The sequence below is a fragment of the Streptomyces sp. SID14515 genome, assembly GCF_010548505.1.
In the GTDB taxonomy this organism is placed as follows: Bacteria; Actinomycetota; Actinomycetes; order Streptomycetales; family Streptomycetaceae; genus Streptomyces; species Streptomyces caviscabies.
This window is the reverse complement of sequence record NZ_JAAGMH010000016.1, coordinates 62,801-77,579: the sequence shown is the minus strand read 5'-3', so window position 1 is coordinate 77,579 and position 14,779 is coordinate 62,801. Positions and strand designations below refer to the sequence as shown.

The window sequence follows — 14,779 nt, the reverse complement described above, 5'->3', positions numbered from 1 at the left end:
TTGTCGGCACGGGCGGGGTTCGCGGGTTGTTCGCCTCACTGCACGGGCGGTGCCTCCAGGTTGTTCGCCTCTCGGCACGGGCAGAGGGCTCCGGATCGTTCGCCCTCGGCTCGTTCGCCCTCGGCGCGGGCGGGCCCCGGACGGCTCGGGCAGCGGGTGCCACCGGCTGTGTCGTGGCATCGTGGCGCCATGACGATCACGGTTCGCCCGGCTTCGGCCTTCGAGGATGTCCGTACCCTGGTCGGTCCGAAGTCGCCCGGGGCCAACGTCTGCTGGTGCCTGAGCTACCGGATTCCGTCCTAGCTCAACAACGAGCTCCGCGGGCCGGACCGCGGTGCATACGTCGCCGGGCTGTGCCGTGCGGAGCCACCGCCGGGGGTCCTCGCCTACGACGGCGACGAGCCGGTCGGCTGGGCCGCCGTGGCGCCGCGCTCGGACACCTCCTTCGCGCGCAGCCGGAAGATCCCGTACGTGGACGATCTGCCGGTCTGGTCGCTGTGGTGCATCCGCGTACGCCCCGGTCATCGTAAGAAGGGGATCTCGCACACCCTGATCACCGGGGCGGTGGAGTTCGCCCGTGCGCACGGTGCGCCGGCGATCGAGGCGTACCCGATCGACAGCGGTGGCGCCGAGGTCGACCTGACGATGGCGTACGCCGGGATCCGGAAGAACTTCGAGCGCGCCGGGTTCACCCACGCCGCCGACACCACGTCGGTGCTGGCCGGTCACCCCCGTGTCCTGATGCGGCTCGACCTGCGCGCTGGGTGAAATGATCGACGGCGGTCGGCGGCCGGGGGCAGTCGGTGATCGAAAGCGGTCAGCGGCCGGAGGCGGGCGGGGCCGTCAGCGGTCAAGACGGCTGCGGTCGAAAACGGCTGCGGTCGAAGACCGCAAGGCGATCACGGAACGTCCCGGACCTCTTCGCCGGCGTCCCGGTGGGCCGCCCACGGCTGAAGCTTCTCCGGATTGCGGACCACCCAGATCCGGGCGACACGCCCCTCGGCGACATCGAACGAGGCCACGGTCACCACGACACCGTCGCGCAGGGCCACCAGGCCCGGCACCCCGTTGACCGTACGCTCCAGGAGTTCGAGGCCCGGCGCCCGGTCGGCTATGGCCACCATGTACGGGGCGATGCGCGTGCCGCCTTCGATCGGGCGCAGGGCGGCGCCGACCAGGCCGCCGCCGTCGGCGGTCATCACGGCGGCCGGGTCGAGGAGGTCGACGAGGGCCGCGATGTCCTTGTTCTGCCAGGCCTCCTTGACGCGACGCACGGCGTCGGTCCGGACGTCCGCCGGCACCGGAGCCGGGGCGTCGGGCACCCGCCGTCGGGCGGAGGCAGCGAGCTGCTTGCAGGCGGCGGGGGTCCGGCCGAGGACGCCGGCGATCTCGGCGAAGGGGTAGCGGAAGACGTCGTGCAGGACGAACGACACCCGCTCGGCGGGGGTCATCGTCTCCAGGACGACGAGGAAGGCCATGGTCACCGATTCGTCCAGGACGATCTGGTCGGCGAGATCGGCGAGATCGGAGCCCCGGCCGTGGCCGCGTCCGCCGGGGCCCGGCAGCGGATCGGGCAGCCACGCGCCGACGTAGCGTTCGCGCCGGACCCGCGCCGAGCCGAGCACGTCCAGGCAGATGCGACCGGTCACCGTCGTCAGCCAGGCGCCGGGCGCCGGGCGACACGATCTCGTCCCGCCGGCTCCGCGGCAGCGCGTACCAGCGCGCGTAGGCCTCCTGCACGGCGTCCTCGGACTCGGCCAGCGATCCGAGCAACCGGTAGGCCACATTGATCAGTTGGCCGCGTTCACCGGCTATGCCATCGGTGTCCGCCTCTGCCGTCCCCATGCTCCGACCGCCCCTCGCCTTACCTTTCGCAGGCCCGCGTCGTCGGGCTGGTGAAACCTTATCGATCAACTGCCCGGCGGGCGGAGAAAATGGGGGCGTGGCATGACCACCCAGGCGACGACACGGCACGGCTCGCACGGCTCGCACGGCTTCTCGTTCGTGCGGATCGCGATCGCTCTGCAGACCCTGACGATCTTCCTCCAGGCGGTCTCCTCCGGACTGCTGATGACCACGTCCTACGGAGAGGTGCTGCACAGCGTCGGAGCGCGCGTGATGTACGGGGCGTCGATGCTGTACGTGCTCGCGGCGATCCTGGCCTGGAAGCCGGGCGGCGGCTCGTCCCGGCCCGTGCTGCACGCGTCCGGCTTCCTCGCCCTGGCCTCGGTCCAGGTCGCGGTCGGCATCGCGCACATCCCGTCGGTCCATCTCCCCCTGGGCGTGCTGATGTTCGGGCTGAGCGTGCTGGCCCTGGCACGGCGCTGAAGCGTGCGGATGCGGCTGCTGCGGATGCGGCTGCGGCGGCGGCGGCTGCGGCTGCAGCTGCGGCGCCGCCGCCGGACGAGGAGGGACGAGGGCCCGCCAGGGCTGTGCCGTGTCCGCGATGCAGGCAACCGCACGGGTAAGTGCCGTTTACAGCTACTCTCCGTCCGGTACGGGCGGCATCCACGGCGTCCGCGGTACACATCGGCGCGAAGGGTCGGGACGACGGCATGGACGACGGGAACTCCGGCAACGGTCATGGGCGCGTCGTCGCCGCCCTCGACGGCGTGAGCATGCGCCGCCACGCCACCGGGCAGGTCATCCTCGACGGCATCGACTGGACCGTCCGGGCCGGCGAGCACTGGGCGCTGCTCGGCCCCAACGGCGCAGGCAAGACCAGCGTTCTGCGTCTCGTCGGCGCCACCGCCTTCCCCACCACCGGCACGGTCGACGTCCTCGGTCACCGGCTCGGCCGGGTCGACGTACGGGAACTGCGCGCCCGCATCGGCCATGTCTCCACCTCCCAGCGCGTCCCGGGAGACCTGACCGGGCACACCGCCGTCCTCACCGGCCACACCGGCACGGTCCAGCCGCTGTGGAAGGCGTACGACGGCGACGTGCGCGAGCGCGCCCACGCGTTGCTCGCCGAACTCCAGGTCAAGGACCTCGCCGACCGCGCGTACGGCGTCTGCTCGGGCGGCCAGCGTGCCCGGATCCTCATCGCCCGCGCGCTGATGGCGGACCCGGCGCTGTTGCTGCTCGACGAGCCGTTCAACGCGCTCGACCTGCCCTCGCGCGAGGACCTCATCGACACCATGCGCCATCTCGCCCTGAACCGGCCGGAGTTGTCGACGGTGACCGTCACGCACCACCTGGAGGAGCTCTCCCCGGCGATCGGTCACGCCCTGCTGCTGCGGGAGGGCCGTGTCCTCGCGGGAGGGGTGGTCGAGGACGTCCTCACCCAGGAGCGCATGACCGCCTGCTTCGGCCGCCCCATCGAGGTGACCCGGCACGCGGGCCGCTGGCTGGCCCGCTCGGGCGGCTTCGCGTAGGCGGGGCCGGCGCCGGGTGCGGCGGCCTGCGGTCGTCTGCCGCGCGGGTGGCCCTCAGGGCGCGAGGAGCGGCAGGCCGGCCGCACGCCACAGATCACGGAACCCGCCCTCCGCATCGCGCCCGTGCCCGTGTTCCACGCCGATTCGATGTCCGGGTCCGGGCCCGTGCCCGTGCTCCACGCCATGTCGATGTCCGGGCCCGGGCTCCGCTCCGCGCTCGCGGTCCGCTCCACGGGCGCTTTCCGCCGCCCGAGCTCTCGCCCGCTGCCGGGCCGCGTCCGCCTCCTCTTCCGTCGTACGCCAGACCCGTACCGCCGCGCCGCTCCCGGCAAGCCCGTCGAGAGGATCCCAGCCCGGGTCGCCGTGAGCGGCGAAATCGGCCCAGGCACGGGTCATTCGCCGGGAGAGCTCCTGGTCGGCCGCGCCGGGCGGGCCGCCGACGAGGAAGTGGACGCTCTCCTCGTGGAGGTTGCCGAAGGCGAACGGGATGTCCGCGCAGTGCCAGGCGCGCACCCGTCGCCCCGTACCGTCCCGGCGGCGGTCGAAGCGGGCGAGGAAGGCGCGGCCGCCCGCCAGGGCGTGGGCCTCGGCGAGGCGGGTGCTGTACTCGGCGAACAGCAGGCCGGAGTAGAGGGACAGGTAGACGTCGAGGACCGGCGCGTCCGGCAGGCGCTCGCGGTGGCCCTCGACGAGCGAGGGCGGGAGTCCGAAGTCGGCTGCGAAGGTGGCCAGTTGCTCTTCCGTCGTGATCTTCGCACTGCTGCCGACCGCGTCCAGGAGCCAGTACTCCTCCGTGGCGTGGCAGACCAGCAGCTCGACCGCGCCGCCGGCTCCGGCCGCCAGTGCCTCCAGCGGGTCGGCGGTCAGCAGTACGCCGTCGGCGACCGGCCCGTAGATCGCCGGGTCGTAGTGGCGCTGCCCCGAGCCGGGGTCCTGTGCGTACCGCTCGCAGACCCGGTCGGCGGCGGCCACGAGGGCCTCGGGCGGGGCGGCGAGCAGCCCGGCACGGGTGGCGGGCACACCGGCCGCCGCGGCGACCTCGGCGGTGGTGCGGGCCGCCTGCTCCGCCGTGGCGAAGGCGTTGACGGCGCTGTGCAGGACGGCGCGGCGGAACAGGCCGCGCGCCCGGTCGGCCACCGTCAGGCAGGCCACGGAGGTGGCGCCCGACGACTGCCCGGCCAGGGTGACCCGGTCGGGTGAGCCGCCGAACGCGGAGATGTTGTCGCGGACCCATTCCAGGGCGGCGATCTGGTCGAGCAGGCCGCGGTTGTCGGGGAAGGGCGTGCCATCGCCACTGCCGTCGGCCTCGGCAGCGGCAGCGGCAGCGGCAGCGGGGAGGGGCGCGTCACTGCCGTCGGTAACGGCAGCAGCAGCCTGGAGTGTGCTGTTGTCCGCGTCGGGCACGTGGCCGAACCCCTCGAAGCCGATACGGCTGTTGAGGGTGACCACGACCAGCCCCCGGCCCGCCAGCGCGGTGCCGTCGAAGTCGGGCTGGGCGGAGGACCCGAAGACGTACGCGCCGCCGTGGATCCAGACCAGCACGGGCAGGTCGCCCGGTCCGTCGGCGGGCGTCCAGACGTTCAGCGTGAGGATGTCCTCGTCACCGGGCGACCAGACCGGCGCGCCCGGCAGTTCGGCCGACTGGGGTGCCACCGGCCCGAAGGCGGAGCAGTCGCGCACACCGTCCCAGGGTTCCGCCGGCTGCGGCGCACGGAATCGGCGGGCGCCGAACGGCGGGGCCGCGTACGGGAGTCCGAGTACGGCGACGATGCCGCGATCCCGGGCGGTGCGCCGCCCCCGTACCATCCCGGCCTTCGTCGTGAAGACGTCCACGGCTCCCGCACCCCCAGTTCCTGCCCCGTCCGGTCATCCGTCGTTCGACGCGGCCGGGCCAGCATTCCAGCTCGGCGGCGGCTCGCACCAACGGATTGATCGCGGACTAAGCGCCGATCAGCTCGCGCACGGTGGCCATGTCACTGAACGGCAGCAGCTCGCCCCGGACGGCCTGGTGCGGTTCGCTGCCCTTGCCCGCGATGAGCACGATGTCGGCCGGGCCCGCCTCCGCCAGCGCCGCGGCGATGGCCCGGCGGCGGTCGGTGATCCGCTCGAACGGCGTCCCGGTCGACACGATGCCCGGGGCGATCTGGTCGAGGATGGCTTCGGGGTTCTCGTAACGGGGGTTGTCGGAGGTGAGGACGCACAGATCGGAGTGGGCGCCCGCGATGGCGCCCATCTCGGAGCGCTTGGTGGTGTCGCGGTCGCCGCCGCAGCCGAAGACGGTGATGACCCGGCCCCGGGCGAAGCCGCGGATCGTGGTGAGGACCTTGCTGAGGGAGTCCGGCGAGTGGGCGTAGTCCACGATCACCGAGGTGCCGTCGGGGGTGTGGAGGCGTTCGAAGCGGCCGGGGATCTGCGGCATCCGCTCCAGCGCGTCGACCAGCCCGGCCAGGCTGTGGCCGAGGAGGTGGCAGGCGGCCACCGTGGCCAGCGCGTTGGAGACCGAGAACCGGCCCGGCGAAGGGATCGCCGCCGGGTACTTGCGGCCGTCGTGGTGCAGGGTGAACCGGGTGCCCGAGGCGTCCACGGTGAGATCGCTCGCGCGGTAGTCCGCGTCGCCGTCCAGCGCGTACGTGGTCACGGCGTCGGGCATCAGCTCCCGGATGCCCGCGCCCACCGGGTCGTCGGCGTTGACCACGGCGCGGCGGCACAGGCCCTGGAAGAGACGGAGTTTGGCGTCCCGGTAGTTCTCCATGGTGCCGTGGTCGTCGAGGTGGTCCTGGGTGAGGTTGGTGAAGACGCCGACGTCGATGAACGTGCTGTCCAGACGGTGCGTCAGCAGCCCCATCGAGGTGGCCTCCAGGACGACGCTACCGGTGGCCCGGTCGCGCATGTGTCCCAGCAGGTACTGGAGATCGGGCGATTCCGGGGTGGTGAGAACCGAGGGCGGCATCGGGATGGGCTCGTCCCCGATGCGGCTGCCCGCGGTGCCGATCACCCCGACCCGGGTGCCCTCGGCGAGCCGCAGCACCGACTCGGTCATGTACGACACAGAGGTCTTGCCGTTGGTGCCGGTGATGGCGATCAGGTCCATCGCCCGGCCCGGTTCGCCGAAGTAGCGCGAGGCGAGGACGGCGGCGGCCTTGCGGACGTCGGGGACGCGTACGGCGCACACGTCGCCCAGGGCCGTGGGCAGCGGCGGGGCCTGTTCGTCGACGAGTACGGCGACCGCGCCGCGAGCGACGGCCGGGGCGGCGGCGTCCGGACCGCCGGCGGCGTGGCCGGGCACCGCGGCGAAGACGGAACCCGGGGTGACCCGGTCCGCGTCGAAGGTCGCTCCGGCGGTGACGTCCGTGCGGTCGGGGGTTCCCCGCAGCACGTGGTGGACCTGCCCGGCCATGAGGTCGCTCAGCTTCACGATGATCCCTTCGAGTGCGGCGCCGGCCAGATGGTGCGGCCGTCGCCGGGAAGCGGCCCGGGCAGGTGTGCCGGGCCGCGTGGTGCTGTGGAGCCGATCGTGCGAACGCGCGCGTCCGGCGAACGCCGGAGGCGACGGTGAGCCCCGGCGCTCAGCGGGCCGGAGAGGTGCTGACGGTGAGGAGGCGGCGGGCCGGGGCGGTGAGGCCGTGGCCGGGATCGCCGGATGCGGCTGTCGGGAACCGCCGCGTGGATCGCGGTGGACCGCTGGTGGACCGGCCGGTGGACGGGATGGTGGACCGGCCGGTGACCGCTGATGAACCGCTGTAGATCGCTAGCCGTGGCCGTGCAGCGCGGTACGGCCCGTTCCGGGCGCCGCGTCGGCGGGCGCCGGGGGCAGCGCGGAGGCGGCCCTGACCGGGCATGTCCTCGGTGCGGTGCTGCGTCCCATGGGCCGAGTGTACGGGGCATGGGAAGGGCCCCGGTCCGCCCCGACCGGAGCGGACCGAGGCGGAGCGCGGGACGGAGACCGGACGGAGACCGGAGGGAGACCAGCGCGCGGCCGGAGCCCGCCAGGGGGTCGTCCGAAGATCGCCAGGGTCGCTCCGGGGGCCCTCCGGGGCCCCCGAGTGCCCTCCGGGTGCCGTCAGAGGTCCCTCAGAGGGTCGGTCGTCAAGGCGTCTCGTCAGGGGGTGCTGTCGATGAGCCGGACGGTGCTGAGGATCTTCCGCACGGTCGGCTCCGGCACCTCGTCGTCGACGCCCCGTACGCCGACGAAGGTCCAGGAGACCGTCTCGCCCGTCGGGTTCTCGAAGGCGAACGCGGTCGCCTTGCCGTCGTAGGAGCAGCGGCCCGTCCCGTCGACACCGGTCGAGGTGGCCGTCGCCACGCTCCCGGTGATGCCGGACTCCGTCGTGAACGGCTTCGCCGCCCCGGTGGTGACCTTTTCCTTCGACGGCTGGGCGTAGCTGCCGTAGACCCAGAGGCGGGCGTTCTCCCGGGCCGCCTCGGCGGTGCTTCGGGCGCCCGTCTCACCCCGGGAACCCGCGGAGGCGAGCGGGGTGTCCTCCTGGGTGCCGTTGCCGTCGTCGTCGGACCGGCACCACTTCTCCTGGAGGATCGCCGGGGCCGAGAACCCGACGAGCGGCATCTCCTCGGGGTCGTCGTTCTCGGCGACGTAACTCACCCAGCCGGTCGACTTGAGCGCCCACTGGAGGGGGACGTCGAAGGCGATGCCGCGCTTGGGGTTGACCACGGTCTTCCAGCCGGGCACGAGGGGCGCGGTCCCGTTCTCGGCCCCGCCCCGGGCCTCGCCCGGGGACGCCGACGGCGACACGGCGCCCGTCCCGGTGGGTCCGGCGACCGGCTTCCCGTCGTCCTCTTCGCCGCCGAGCACCAGGAATCCGGTGATTCCGGCGGCGAGTACGACGGCGGCGGCCACGATCACGGCGATGACCGCGCTCCGTCGGCTGCCGCCGGACGGCGGTGGTCCGGCGGGAGTGGTCCGCGCGTTCCAGGGGGCGGAGGCGGGCCGCCCGGCAGGTTCGGTGCGCGCGTCCCACGGAGCGGGCCCGGCTCCGGCGTACGGCGGCTGCCCGCCGGGCCGCTGCTCCTGCGGCGGCCACCCGTACGGCTGCCCCTGGCCCTGTCCGTACGGCTGCTGCCGGCCCTGTCCGTACGGCTGCTGCTGCTGCTGCTGCGAATCGTGCTGGTGGTGGTGATCGCCCCCGGGCGACTGTTGTCCGTTCCCCATGGGAAGTCACCCTATGCCGGGCGTTCGACGATTCGAACACCTCGTGCCCGGACTCCCACGAGCTCCCCGGGTGCGCGGCGAACAGGCCGCGACCTGCATACGGACCGGTTCACACCGTCTGCGACCGGCTCCGGAAACCGATCTTCCCTTTGCGGCGGGAGCGGGACGGGAGTGGAATTGCGTACAGGGGACAGGAGAACCGGTCACTCCCGGAGAACCGGAGGAAAGGACGCGCCATGAGCGACACCGACTGGGGGGACGACGTCTACCAGCCCCAAGAACCCGAGGCTTCCGATCCCGGCGAACAGCTCGGCGCCGAGGACACGCTCATGGATCCGTCCGGCACCGGCGACCCCCTGGACGAGGGGTATTCGCCACCGGACCGCCCGTGGGTGGTCGACGGCCTCGGCGCCACGGCCGACGAGCGGCACACCGGGGAGTCCCTCGAAACCCGGCTCACCAGGGAAGTGCCCGAGCCGGACGGTACCGCCGGCGACGGCGTGGGCGATCTGGTGGACGGCGACGGCGAGCCCTGGGACGACGAGGTCGGCGTGGCCCGCGCCGGACGGCTCACCCAGCAGGCCGACGGGCGCGTCCCGGCCACCCTCACCGCCAGCGACGTGGGCATCGACGGCGCGGCGGCGTCGGCCGAGGAGGCCGCGATGCACGTGATCCCGGAGCCGGGGGACGACGACGCGCTCCTGGAGCCCGGGCCGCCCCCCGCCGCCCCCGGTTCCGGCCCCGCCACCGGCGGCACGGCCGCCCCGCCGTCGCCCTGAGCGGACCGCCGACGAGCGTCCGCCTCTGAACACGGCAGTCCCCGCCCCCGTACTCCCCTGACCGAAGCGCACACCAGCCGGCCACCCACCGCACACTCACGCACCGCACGCACCGACGTACTCGGACTCCCAGGAGCACAGATGAGCGGCACCGCCCAGATCGGCGTCACCGGACTCGCGGTCATGGGCCGCAACCTGGCCCGGAACTTCGCCCGCAACGGCTTCACCGTGGCCGTGCACAACCGCACCGCGTCCCGGACGGACGCCCTGGTCGAGGAGTTCGGCGACGAGGGCACGTTCGTGGCCGCGCACACGCCCGAGGAGTTCGTCGCCGCGCTGGAGCGGCCCCGGCGGCTGGTGATCATGGTGAAGGCGGGAGACCCCACCGACGCGGTGATCCAGGAGTTCGCGCCGCTGCTGGAGGAGGGCGACGTCGTCATCGACGGCGGGAACGCCCACTTCGAGGACACCCGCCGCCGCGAGAAGGAGCTGCGCGAGCGCGGGATCCATTTCGTCGGGGTGGGGATCTCCGGCGGCGAGGAGGGCGCGCTGAACGGACCGAGCATCATGCCGGGCGGCTCGGCGGAGTCCTACGCGTCGCTGGGCCCGATGCTGGAGAAGATCGCCGCGCAGGCGAAGGACGGCACGCCGTGCACCACGCACATCGGTCCCGACGGCGCCGGCCACTTCGTGAAGATGGTCCACAACGGCATCGAGTACGCGGACATGCAGCTGATCGCCGAGGCGTACGACCTGCTGCGCGCGGTCGCCGGGTACTCCCCCGCCCAGATCGCCGACGTCTTCCGCACGTGGAACACCGGCCGACTCGATTCGTACCTGATCGAGATCACGGCGGAGGTCCTCGCCCACACGGACGCGGCGACCGGGAAGCCGTTCGTCGACATCGTGCAGGACCGGGCGGAGCAGAAGGGCACCGGGCGCTGGACCGTGCAGATCGCGCTCGACCTCGGGGTCCCGGTGTCGGGTATCGCCGAGGCGGTCTTCGCCCGGTCGCTGTCCGGCCACGCCGATCTGCGGGAGGCGGCCCGCGATCTGCCGGGGCCCACCCCGAATCCGTTGGACGGGGCGGCTGCAGCGGCGTTCGCGGACCGGGTGGAACAGGCCTTGTACGCCTCCAAGATCGTCTCGTACACGCAGGGCTTCCACCAGATCAGGGCGGGCAGCGAGGCCTACGACTGGGACATCGATCTCGGCTCCGTGGCAGCGATCTGGCGGGCGGGCTGCATCATCCGGGCGGCGTTCCTCGACCGCATCCGCGCCGCCTACGACTCCCGGCCCGACCTGGTCAGCCTGCTCTCCGACAAGGAGTTCGGGCGGGAGATCGGCGCGGCGCAGGACGACTGGCGGGCGGTGGTGGCCGAGGCCGTGCGCCAGGGCGTGCCGACCCCGGGCTTCGCCGCCGCGCTCTCGTACTACGACGGGCTGCGCGCGGACCGGCTCCCCGCCGCCCTCACCCAGGGCCAGCGGGACTTCTTCGGGGCGCACACCTACCGGCGTACGGACCGTGAGGGCACGTTCCACACGCTCTGGGGCGGCGACAGGACCGAAGTGGAAAGCTGACCTGTCGTACGCGGTGGGGTGGGTACATGCCTGCTCGAGCACACCTGACTGTCTCCTGAACACGGCCGCCCCGGGCACCTGAAACAGCGCAGGCTGCGCGTCCCACCCGTGGTCGGACAGCGACCCGTCGCCGCTGACCCGCACGGTCCACCCCGGGTGCGGCCGGCCGCGGGACGTGGCTTAGTGGCTGCGAGTCCTGTTCGTTCGCCGTTCGTAGTGGAGTGCGCGCATGCCCGACGCCGTGCCTGACCCCGTCTCCGTCCAGCCCGTCGTGGCGCCGTTGACCAGCGCGGCGCTGTTCCTGGTCGGCACGATCGAGCCGGGCGGCGAGAGCGCGGTGCGGGACGTGCTGCCGGATCTCGCGGCCGTCGCCCGGTCGCTCGGATTCCGGTACCCGGACTCCGGCCTCGCCTGTGTGGCGGGCTTCGGCTCCAGCGCCTGGGACCGGCTGTTCGCGGGGCCCCGCCCCGCGCACCTCCACCCGTTCCCGGAGCTGCGAGGGCCTCTGCACCACGCCCCGGCGACCCCGGGTGACGTACTACTGCACATCCGCGCCGAGCGGATGGACATCTGCTACGCGTGGGCGGCCCAGTTGCTCGACAAGCTCGGCGGAGCCCTGCGGATCGTGGACGAGACGCACGGCTTCCGCTACCTCGACCACCGGGATCTGCTCGGCTTCGTGGACGGCACGGAGAACCCGGTCGGCGACGACGCCCGTTCGGCGGCGCTCGTCGGCGCGGAGGCGGACCCGGACTTCGAGGGCGGCAGTTACGTCGTCGTACAGAAGTACCTGCACGACCTGACGTCCTGGAACGCGCTCTCCGTGGAGGAGCAGGAACGCGTCATCGGCCGCACCAAGCTGGACGACGTGGAGTTCCCGGATGACGAGAAGGCCGCCGACTCCCACCTCGCGCTCAACACCATCACCGACCCGGACGGCACCGAACGGGACATCCTGCGGGCCAACATGCCGTTCGGGAGCTTCGAGCAGGGCGAGTTCGGTACGTACTTCATCGGGTACGCCGCCGATCCCGACGTGACCGAGCGGATGCTCCGCAACATGTTCCTCGGCGATCCGCCCGGGACGCACGACCGCATCCTCGACTTCTCCACCGCGGTCACGGGCTCGCTCTTCTTCGCCCCCCGCGCCGACTTCCTCGACGCCCCGCCGCCCCTGCCCGTCCCGGCCCGCTCCGAGGACCGGCCGGAACCGGTGCCCGTACCGGTCCGGCAGGAGCCGGTCACGGCCGGTTCCGACCACGGTTCGCTGCGCATCGGCAGCCTGCAAGAAAGTGCCCAGTGATGAACAATCTGCACCGCGAACTCGCACCGGTCACCCCGTCCGCCTGGCAGGAGATCGAGGAGGAGGCCCGCCGCACCTTCCGCCGCCATGTCGCCGGACGCCGTGTCGTCGACGTGTCCGATCCGGCCGGTCCCACCCTGTCCGCCGTGGGCGACGGCCATCAGCGCGACATCGATCCGCCCACCCCGGACGTGGTGGCGCGGGCCCGCACATCGATGCCGGTCATCGAGTGGCGGGTGCCGTTCACGGTGACCCGCCAGGCCGTGGACGACGTGGAGCGCGGCTCCGAGGACAGCGACTGGCAGCCCGTCAAGGACGCTGCGCGCACCTGTGCGTTCGCCGAGGACATGGCGATCATCGACGGGTACGGCGCGGCCGGCATCACCGGTCTGCGGGACGGCTCCTCGCACGAGCCGCTGCCGCTGCCCGCGGACGCGCGGGACTATCCGGTGGCGGTCAGCCAGGCCGTGACGCGCCTGCGGCTGGCCGGTGTCGACGGACCGTACCGGCTGCTGCTCGGCGCGGACGCGTTCACCGAGGCGGCCGAGACCTCGGACCACGGGTATCCGGTCAAGACGCATCTGAGCCGCCTGGTGGACGACGAGATCCTGTGGGCGCCCGCGGTCAAGGGCGGGGTGCTGCTCTCCACCCGGGGCGGAGACTTCAAACTCTGCTTGGGCCAGGACCTGTCGATCGGCTACGCGGACCACGACGCTACCAGCGTCCACCTCTACTTCCAGCAGGCGTTCACCTTCCGGATGCTGACGCCGGAGGCCGTGGTCGGTCTGATCGCCTGACGCCCCCGCTTCCGCCCGCCGCCCTTCGCCCTTCGCCCTCCGCTTCCGCTTCCGCTTCCGCCGAAGACCTGGCAGACGTCGCAGACCTGGCAGACCTGGGGGCAGCCATCAGGGACTCTGGCCGTATGACGCAGACGACTTCCGCACACCACGAGGACGGCACGGCACCGGCCTCCGCCCGCTTCGACGCCGTCGTCCGGGCGGCCGTCCAGCAGGGGTTGCTGGGCGAGGGCGGCCCGGTCGCCGGATTCATCGACACGGAGGGGGTGCGCGCCTCGGTCGGAACCCTGCACGACGCCTTCGCCGGCACGCCCGAGGTGCTGCACACCTTCGCGGCCAAGGCCTGTTCCCTCATCCCGGTGCTGCGGCTGCTCGCCGACTGCGGCATGGGCTGCGAGGTGGCCAGCCCGGGTGAACTGCGGCTGGCCCTGGAGGCCGGGTTCCCCGCCTCCCGGGTCGTCCTGGACTCCCCCGCCAAGACCCGCGAGGAGATCCGGCTGGCGCTCGCCCTCGGCGTGGCCGTCAACGCCGACAGCCTCGACGAACTGCGCCGCATCGACGCCCTCCGGAACCCGGGCACCGCATCGGTGCTCGGGCTGCGGGTCAACCCCCAGGTGGGCGGTGGCGCGATCGGGGCGATGAGCACGGCGACGGACACTTCGAAGTTCGGGGTGGCGCTGCGCGACCCGGGGGTCCGCGAGGCGATCGTGGAGGCTTTCCGGGAACGGCCGTGGCTGACGCGCCTGCATGCCCATGTGGGCTCCCAGGGCTGCCCGTTGGAGCTGATCGCGGCCGGGGTGGCGCAGACGTACGAACTGGCCGAGGAGATCAACGCGACGCTGGGCGTCCGGCAGGTCACCAGTCTGGACATCGGCGGCGGGCTCCCGGTCAACTTCGCCGACGAGACCGTGCACCCCACCTACGCGGACTACGTGGCGGCCCTGACGGCGGCCGCCCCCGGTCTCTTCTCCGGGCGCTATGCGCTGGTCACGGAGTTCGGCCGGTCGCTGCTGGCGAAGAACGGGTTCATCGGGGCCCGGGTGGAGTACACGAAGGACGCCGGAGGCCGCCGTATCGCGCTCACCCACGCGGGAGCGCAGACCGCCACCCGTACCGTCCTGATGCCCGACTCCTGGCCGCTGCGGATCGGGGCCTTCGGCCCGGACGGCGTGCCGAAGGGCGGCCCGGTGCTGCCGCAGGACATCGCGGGACCGTGCTGCTTCGCGGGGGACGTGGTGGCGTACGGCAGGGAGCTGCCGGAGCTGGCCCAGGACGATGTGGTGGTGCTGTACGACACGGGGGCGTACTACTTCTCCACCCCGTGGGCGTACAACAGCCTGCCGCGGCCGGCGGTGTACGGATTCCGGGTGGGGGCGGGGGCGGAGGGCGGCTCCGGGCCGGGCTCGGGGCACGGCGGGGCGGGGCGCGACAGGGCGGCGGTGACGTTCGCGACAGTGCGGGACGCGCAGTCGATGGACGCCATCGCGGCGGAGAGCGGCCTCGCGCACGCAAACGCGCTGGTCGAGCGGAGCGACTGACCGGCGCGAACAGCCGGGACTGAACAGGGCGGATGACCGGGTCGGATGACCGGAACGTGCAGCCACCCGGCACCCCGATGCCCCGATGCCCCGATGCCCCGGCGCTCCTGGGCCACACCGAGGCGGGCCGAGGAGCGCCGGGCAGCCCATCGCCACCGAGGCTGGCACCGTCGCCGGCACCGGCCCCCGGGTCACGTCCCGGCGGGCTGGGGCTCGGGTTCCGGATCCGGTACGGGG

Annotated in this window: 10 protein-coding genes and 2 pseudogenes; 8 read left to right on the top strand and 4 right to left on the bottom strand. The window is 73.0% G+C overall.

The window, feature by feature from the left end:
• Positions 1–189: 189 nt before the first annotated feature.
• A pseudogene (locus G3I54_RS02445) lies at positions 190–768 on the top strand (GNAT family N-acetyltransferase).
• A gap of 131 nt (positions 769–899) precedes the next feature.
• On the opposite strand, the pseudogene sigJ reads toward G3I54_RS02445, so the two are convergent.
• A pseudogene (gene sigJ, locus G3I54_RS02440) lies at positions 900–1,845 on the bottom strand (RNA polymerase sigma factor SigJ).
• Positions 1,846–1,947: 102 nt separating this feature from the next.
• On the opposite strand from sigJ, the gene G3I54_RS02435 reads away from it, so the two are divergent.
• Positions 1,948–2,328, top strand: coding sequence for a hypothetical protein (locus G3I54_RS02435; protein ID WP_164610581.1), 381 nt, complete (start codon positions 1,948–1,950; stop codon positions 2,326–2,328).
• A gap of 227 nt (positions 2,329–2,555) precedes the next feature.
• On the top strand, positions 2,556–3,377 hold the full coding sequence (locus G3I54_RS02430) for an ATP-binding cassette domain-containing protein (RefSeq protein WP_164610579.1): 822 nt from the start codon (positions 2,556–2,558) through the stop codon (positions 3,375–3,377).
• A gap of 54 nt (positions 3,378–3,431) precedes the next feature.
• Here the strand turns inward: G3I54_RS02430 and G3I54_RS02425 are convergent, their stop codons facing one another.
• The 3 genes from G3I54_RS02425 to G3I54_RS02415 form a co-directional block, all read right to left on the bottom strand.
• Positions 3,432–5,210 carry a carboxylesterase family protein gene (locus G3I54_RS02425; protein ID WP_343240253.1) on the bottom strand — a complete coding sequence of 593 codons (1,779 nt, stop codon included), beginning with the start codon at positions 5,208–5,210 and terminating at the stop codon, positions 3,432–3,434.
• A gap of 106 nt (positions 5,211–5,316) precedes the next feature.
• Positions 5,317–6,792 carry a UDP-N-acetylmuramoyl-L-alanyl-D-glutamate--2,6-diaminopimelate ligase gene (locus G3I54_RS02420; RefSeq protein WP_164610577.1) on the bottom strand — a complete coding sequence of 492 codons (1,476 nt, stop codon included), beginning with the start codon at positions 6,790–6,792 and terminating at the stop codon, positions 5,317–5,319.
• Positions 6,793–7,476: 684 nt separating this feature from the next.
• On the bottom strand, positions 7,477–8,544 hold the full coding sequence (locus G3I54_RS02415) for a hypothetical protein (protein ID WP_164610575.1): 1,068 nt from the start codon (positions 8,542–8,544) through the stop codon (positions 7,477–7,479).
• 236 nt (positions 8,545–8,780) lie between these two features.
• On the opposite strand from G3I54_RS02415, the gene G3I54_RS02410 reads away from it, so the two are divergent.
• From G3I54_RS02410 to G3I54_RS02390, 5 genes are all read left to right on the top strand, one after another.
• On the top strand, positions 8,781–9,323 hold the full coding sequence (locus tag G3I54_RS02410) for a DUF5709 domain-containing protein (RefSeq protein ID WP_164610573.1): 543 nt from the start codon (positions 8,781–8,783) through the stop codon (positions 9,321–9,323).
• Between the two features lie 141 nt (positions 9,324–9,464).
• Entirely contained in the window at positions 9,465–10,904 is a 1,440-nt protein-coding gene (gene gndA / locus G3I54_RS02405; protein ID WP_164610571.1) for an NADP-dependent phosphogluconate dehydrogenase, read from the top strand.
• Between the two features lie 229 nt (positions 10,905–11,133).
• Positions 11,134–12,207, top strand: coding sequence for a Dyp-type peroxidase (locus tag G3I54_RS02400; protein WP_164610569.1), 1,074 nt, complete (start codon positions 11,134–11,136; stop codon positions 12,205–12,207).
• Positions 12,207–13,004 carry a family 1 encapsulin nanocompartment shell protein gene (locus tag G3I54_RS02395; protein WP_164610567.1) on the top strand — a complete coding sequence of 266 codons (798 nt, stop codon included), beginning with the start codon at positions 12,207–12,209 and terminating at the stop codon, positions 13,002–13,004. The genes G3I54_RS02400 and G3I54_RS02395 overlap by 1 nt, the downstream gene beginning before the upstream one ends.
• A 125-nt stretch (positions 13,005–13,129) precedes the next feature.
• Positions 13,130–14,542 (top strand): diaminopimelate decarboxylase, encoded by a 1,413-nt coding sequence (locus tag G3I54_RS02390; RefSeq protein ID WP_164610565.1) that lies wholly within the window; start codon positions 13,130–13,132, stop codon positions 14,540–14,542.
• Positions 14,543–14,779 lie beyond the last annotated feature (237 nt).

Coding starts and splice junctions, on each gene's coding strand:
- G3I54_RS02435 (WP_164610581.1), top strand. CDS start 1,948: ATGACCACCCAGGCGACGACACGGCACGGCTCGCACGGCTCGCACGGC.
- G3I54_RS02430 (WP_164610579.1), top strand. CDS start 2,556: ATGGACGACGGGAACTCCGGCAACGGTCATGGGCGCGTCGTCGCCGCC.
- G3I54_RS02415 (WP_164610575.1), bottom strand. CDS start 8,544: ATGGGGAACGGACAACAGTCGCCCGGGGGCGATCACCACCACCAGCAC.
- G3I54_RS02410 (WP_164610573.1), top strand. CDS start 8,781: ATGAGCGACACCGACTGGGGGGACGACGTCTACCAGCCCCAAGAACCC.
- gndA (WP_164610571.1), top strand. CDS start 9,465: ATGAGCGGCACCGCCCAGATCGGCGTCACCGGACTCGCGGTCATGGGC.
- G3I54_RS02400 (WP_164610569.1), top strand. CDS start 11,134: ATGCCCGACGCCGTGCCTGACCCCGTCTCCGTCCAGCCCGTCGTGGCG.
- G3I54_RS02395 (WP_164610567.1), top strand. CDS start 12,207: ATGAACAATCTGCACCGCGAACTCGCACCGGTCACCCCGTCCGCCTGG.
- G3I54_RS02390 (WP_164610565.1), top strand. CDS start 13,130: ATGACGCAGACGACTTCCGCACACCACGAGGACGGCACGGCACCGGCC.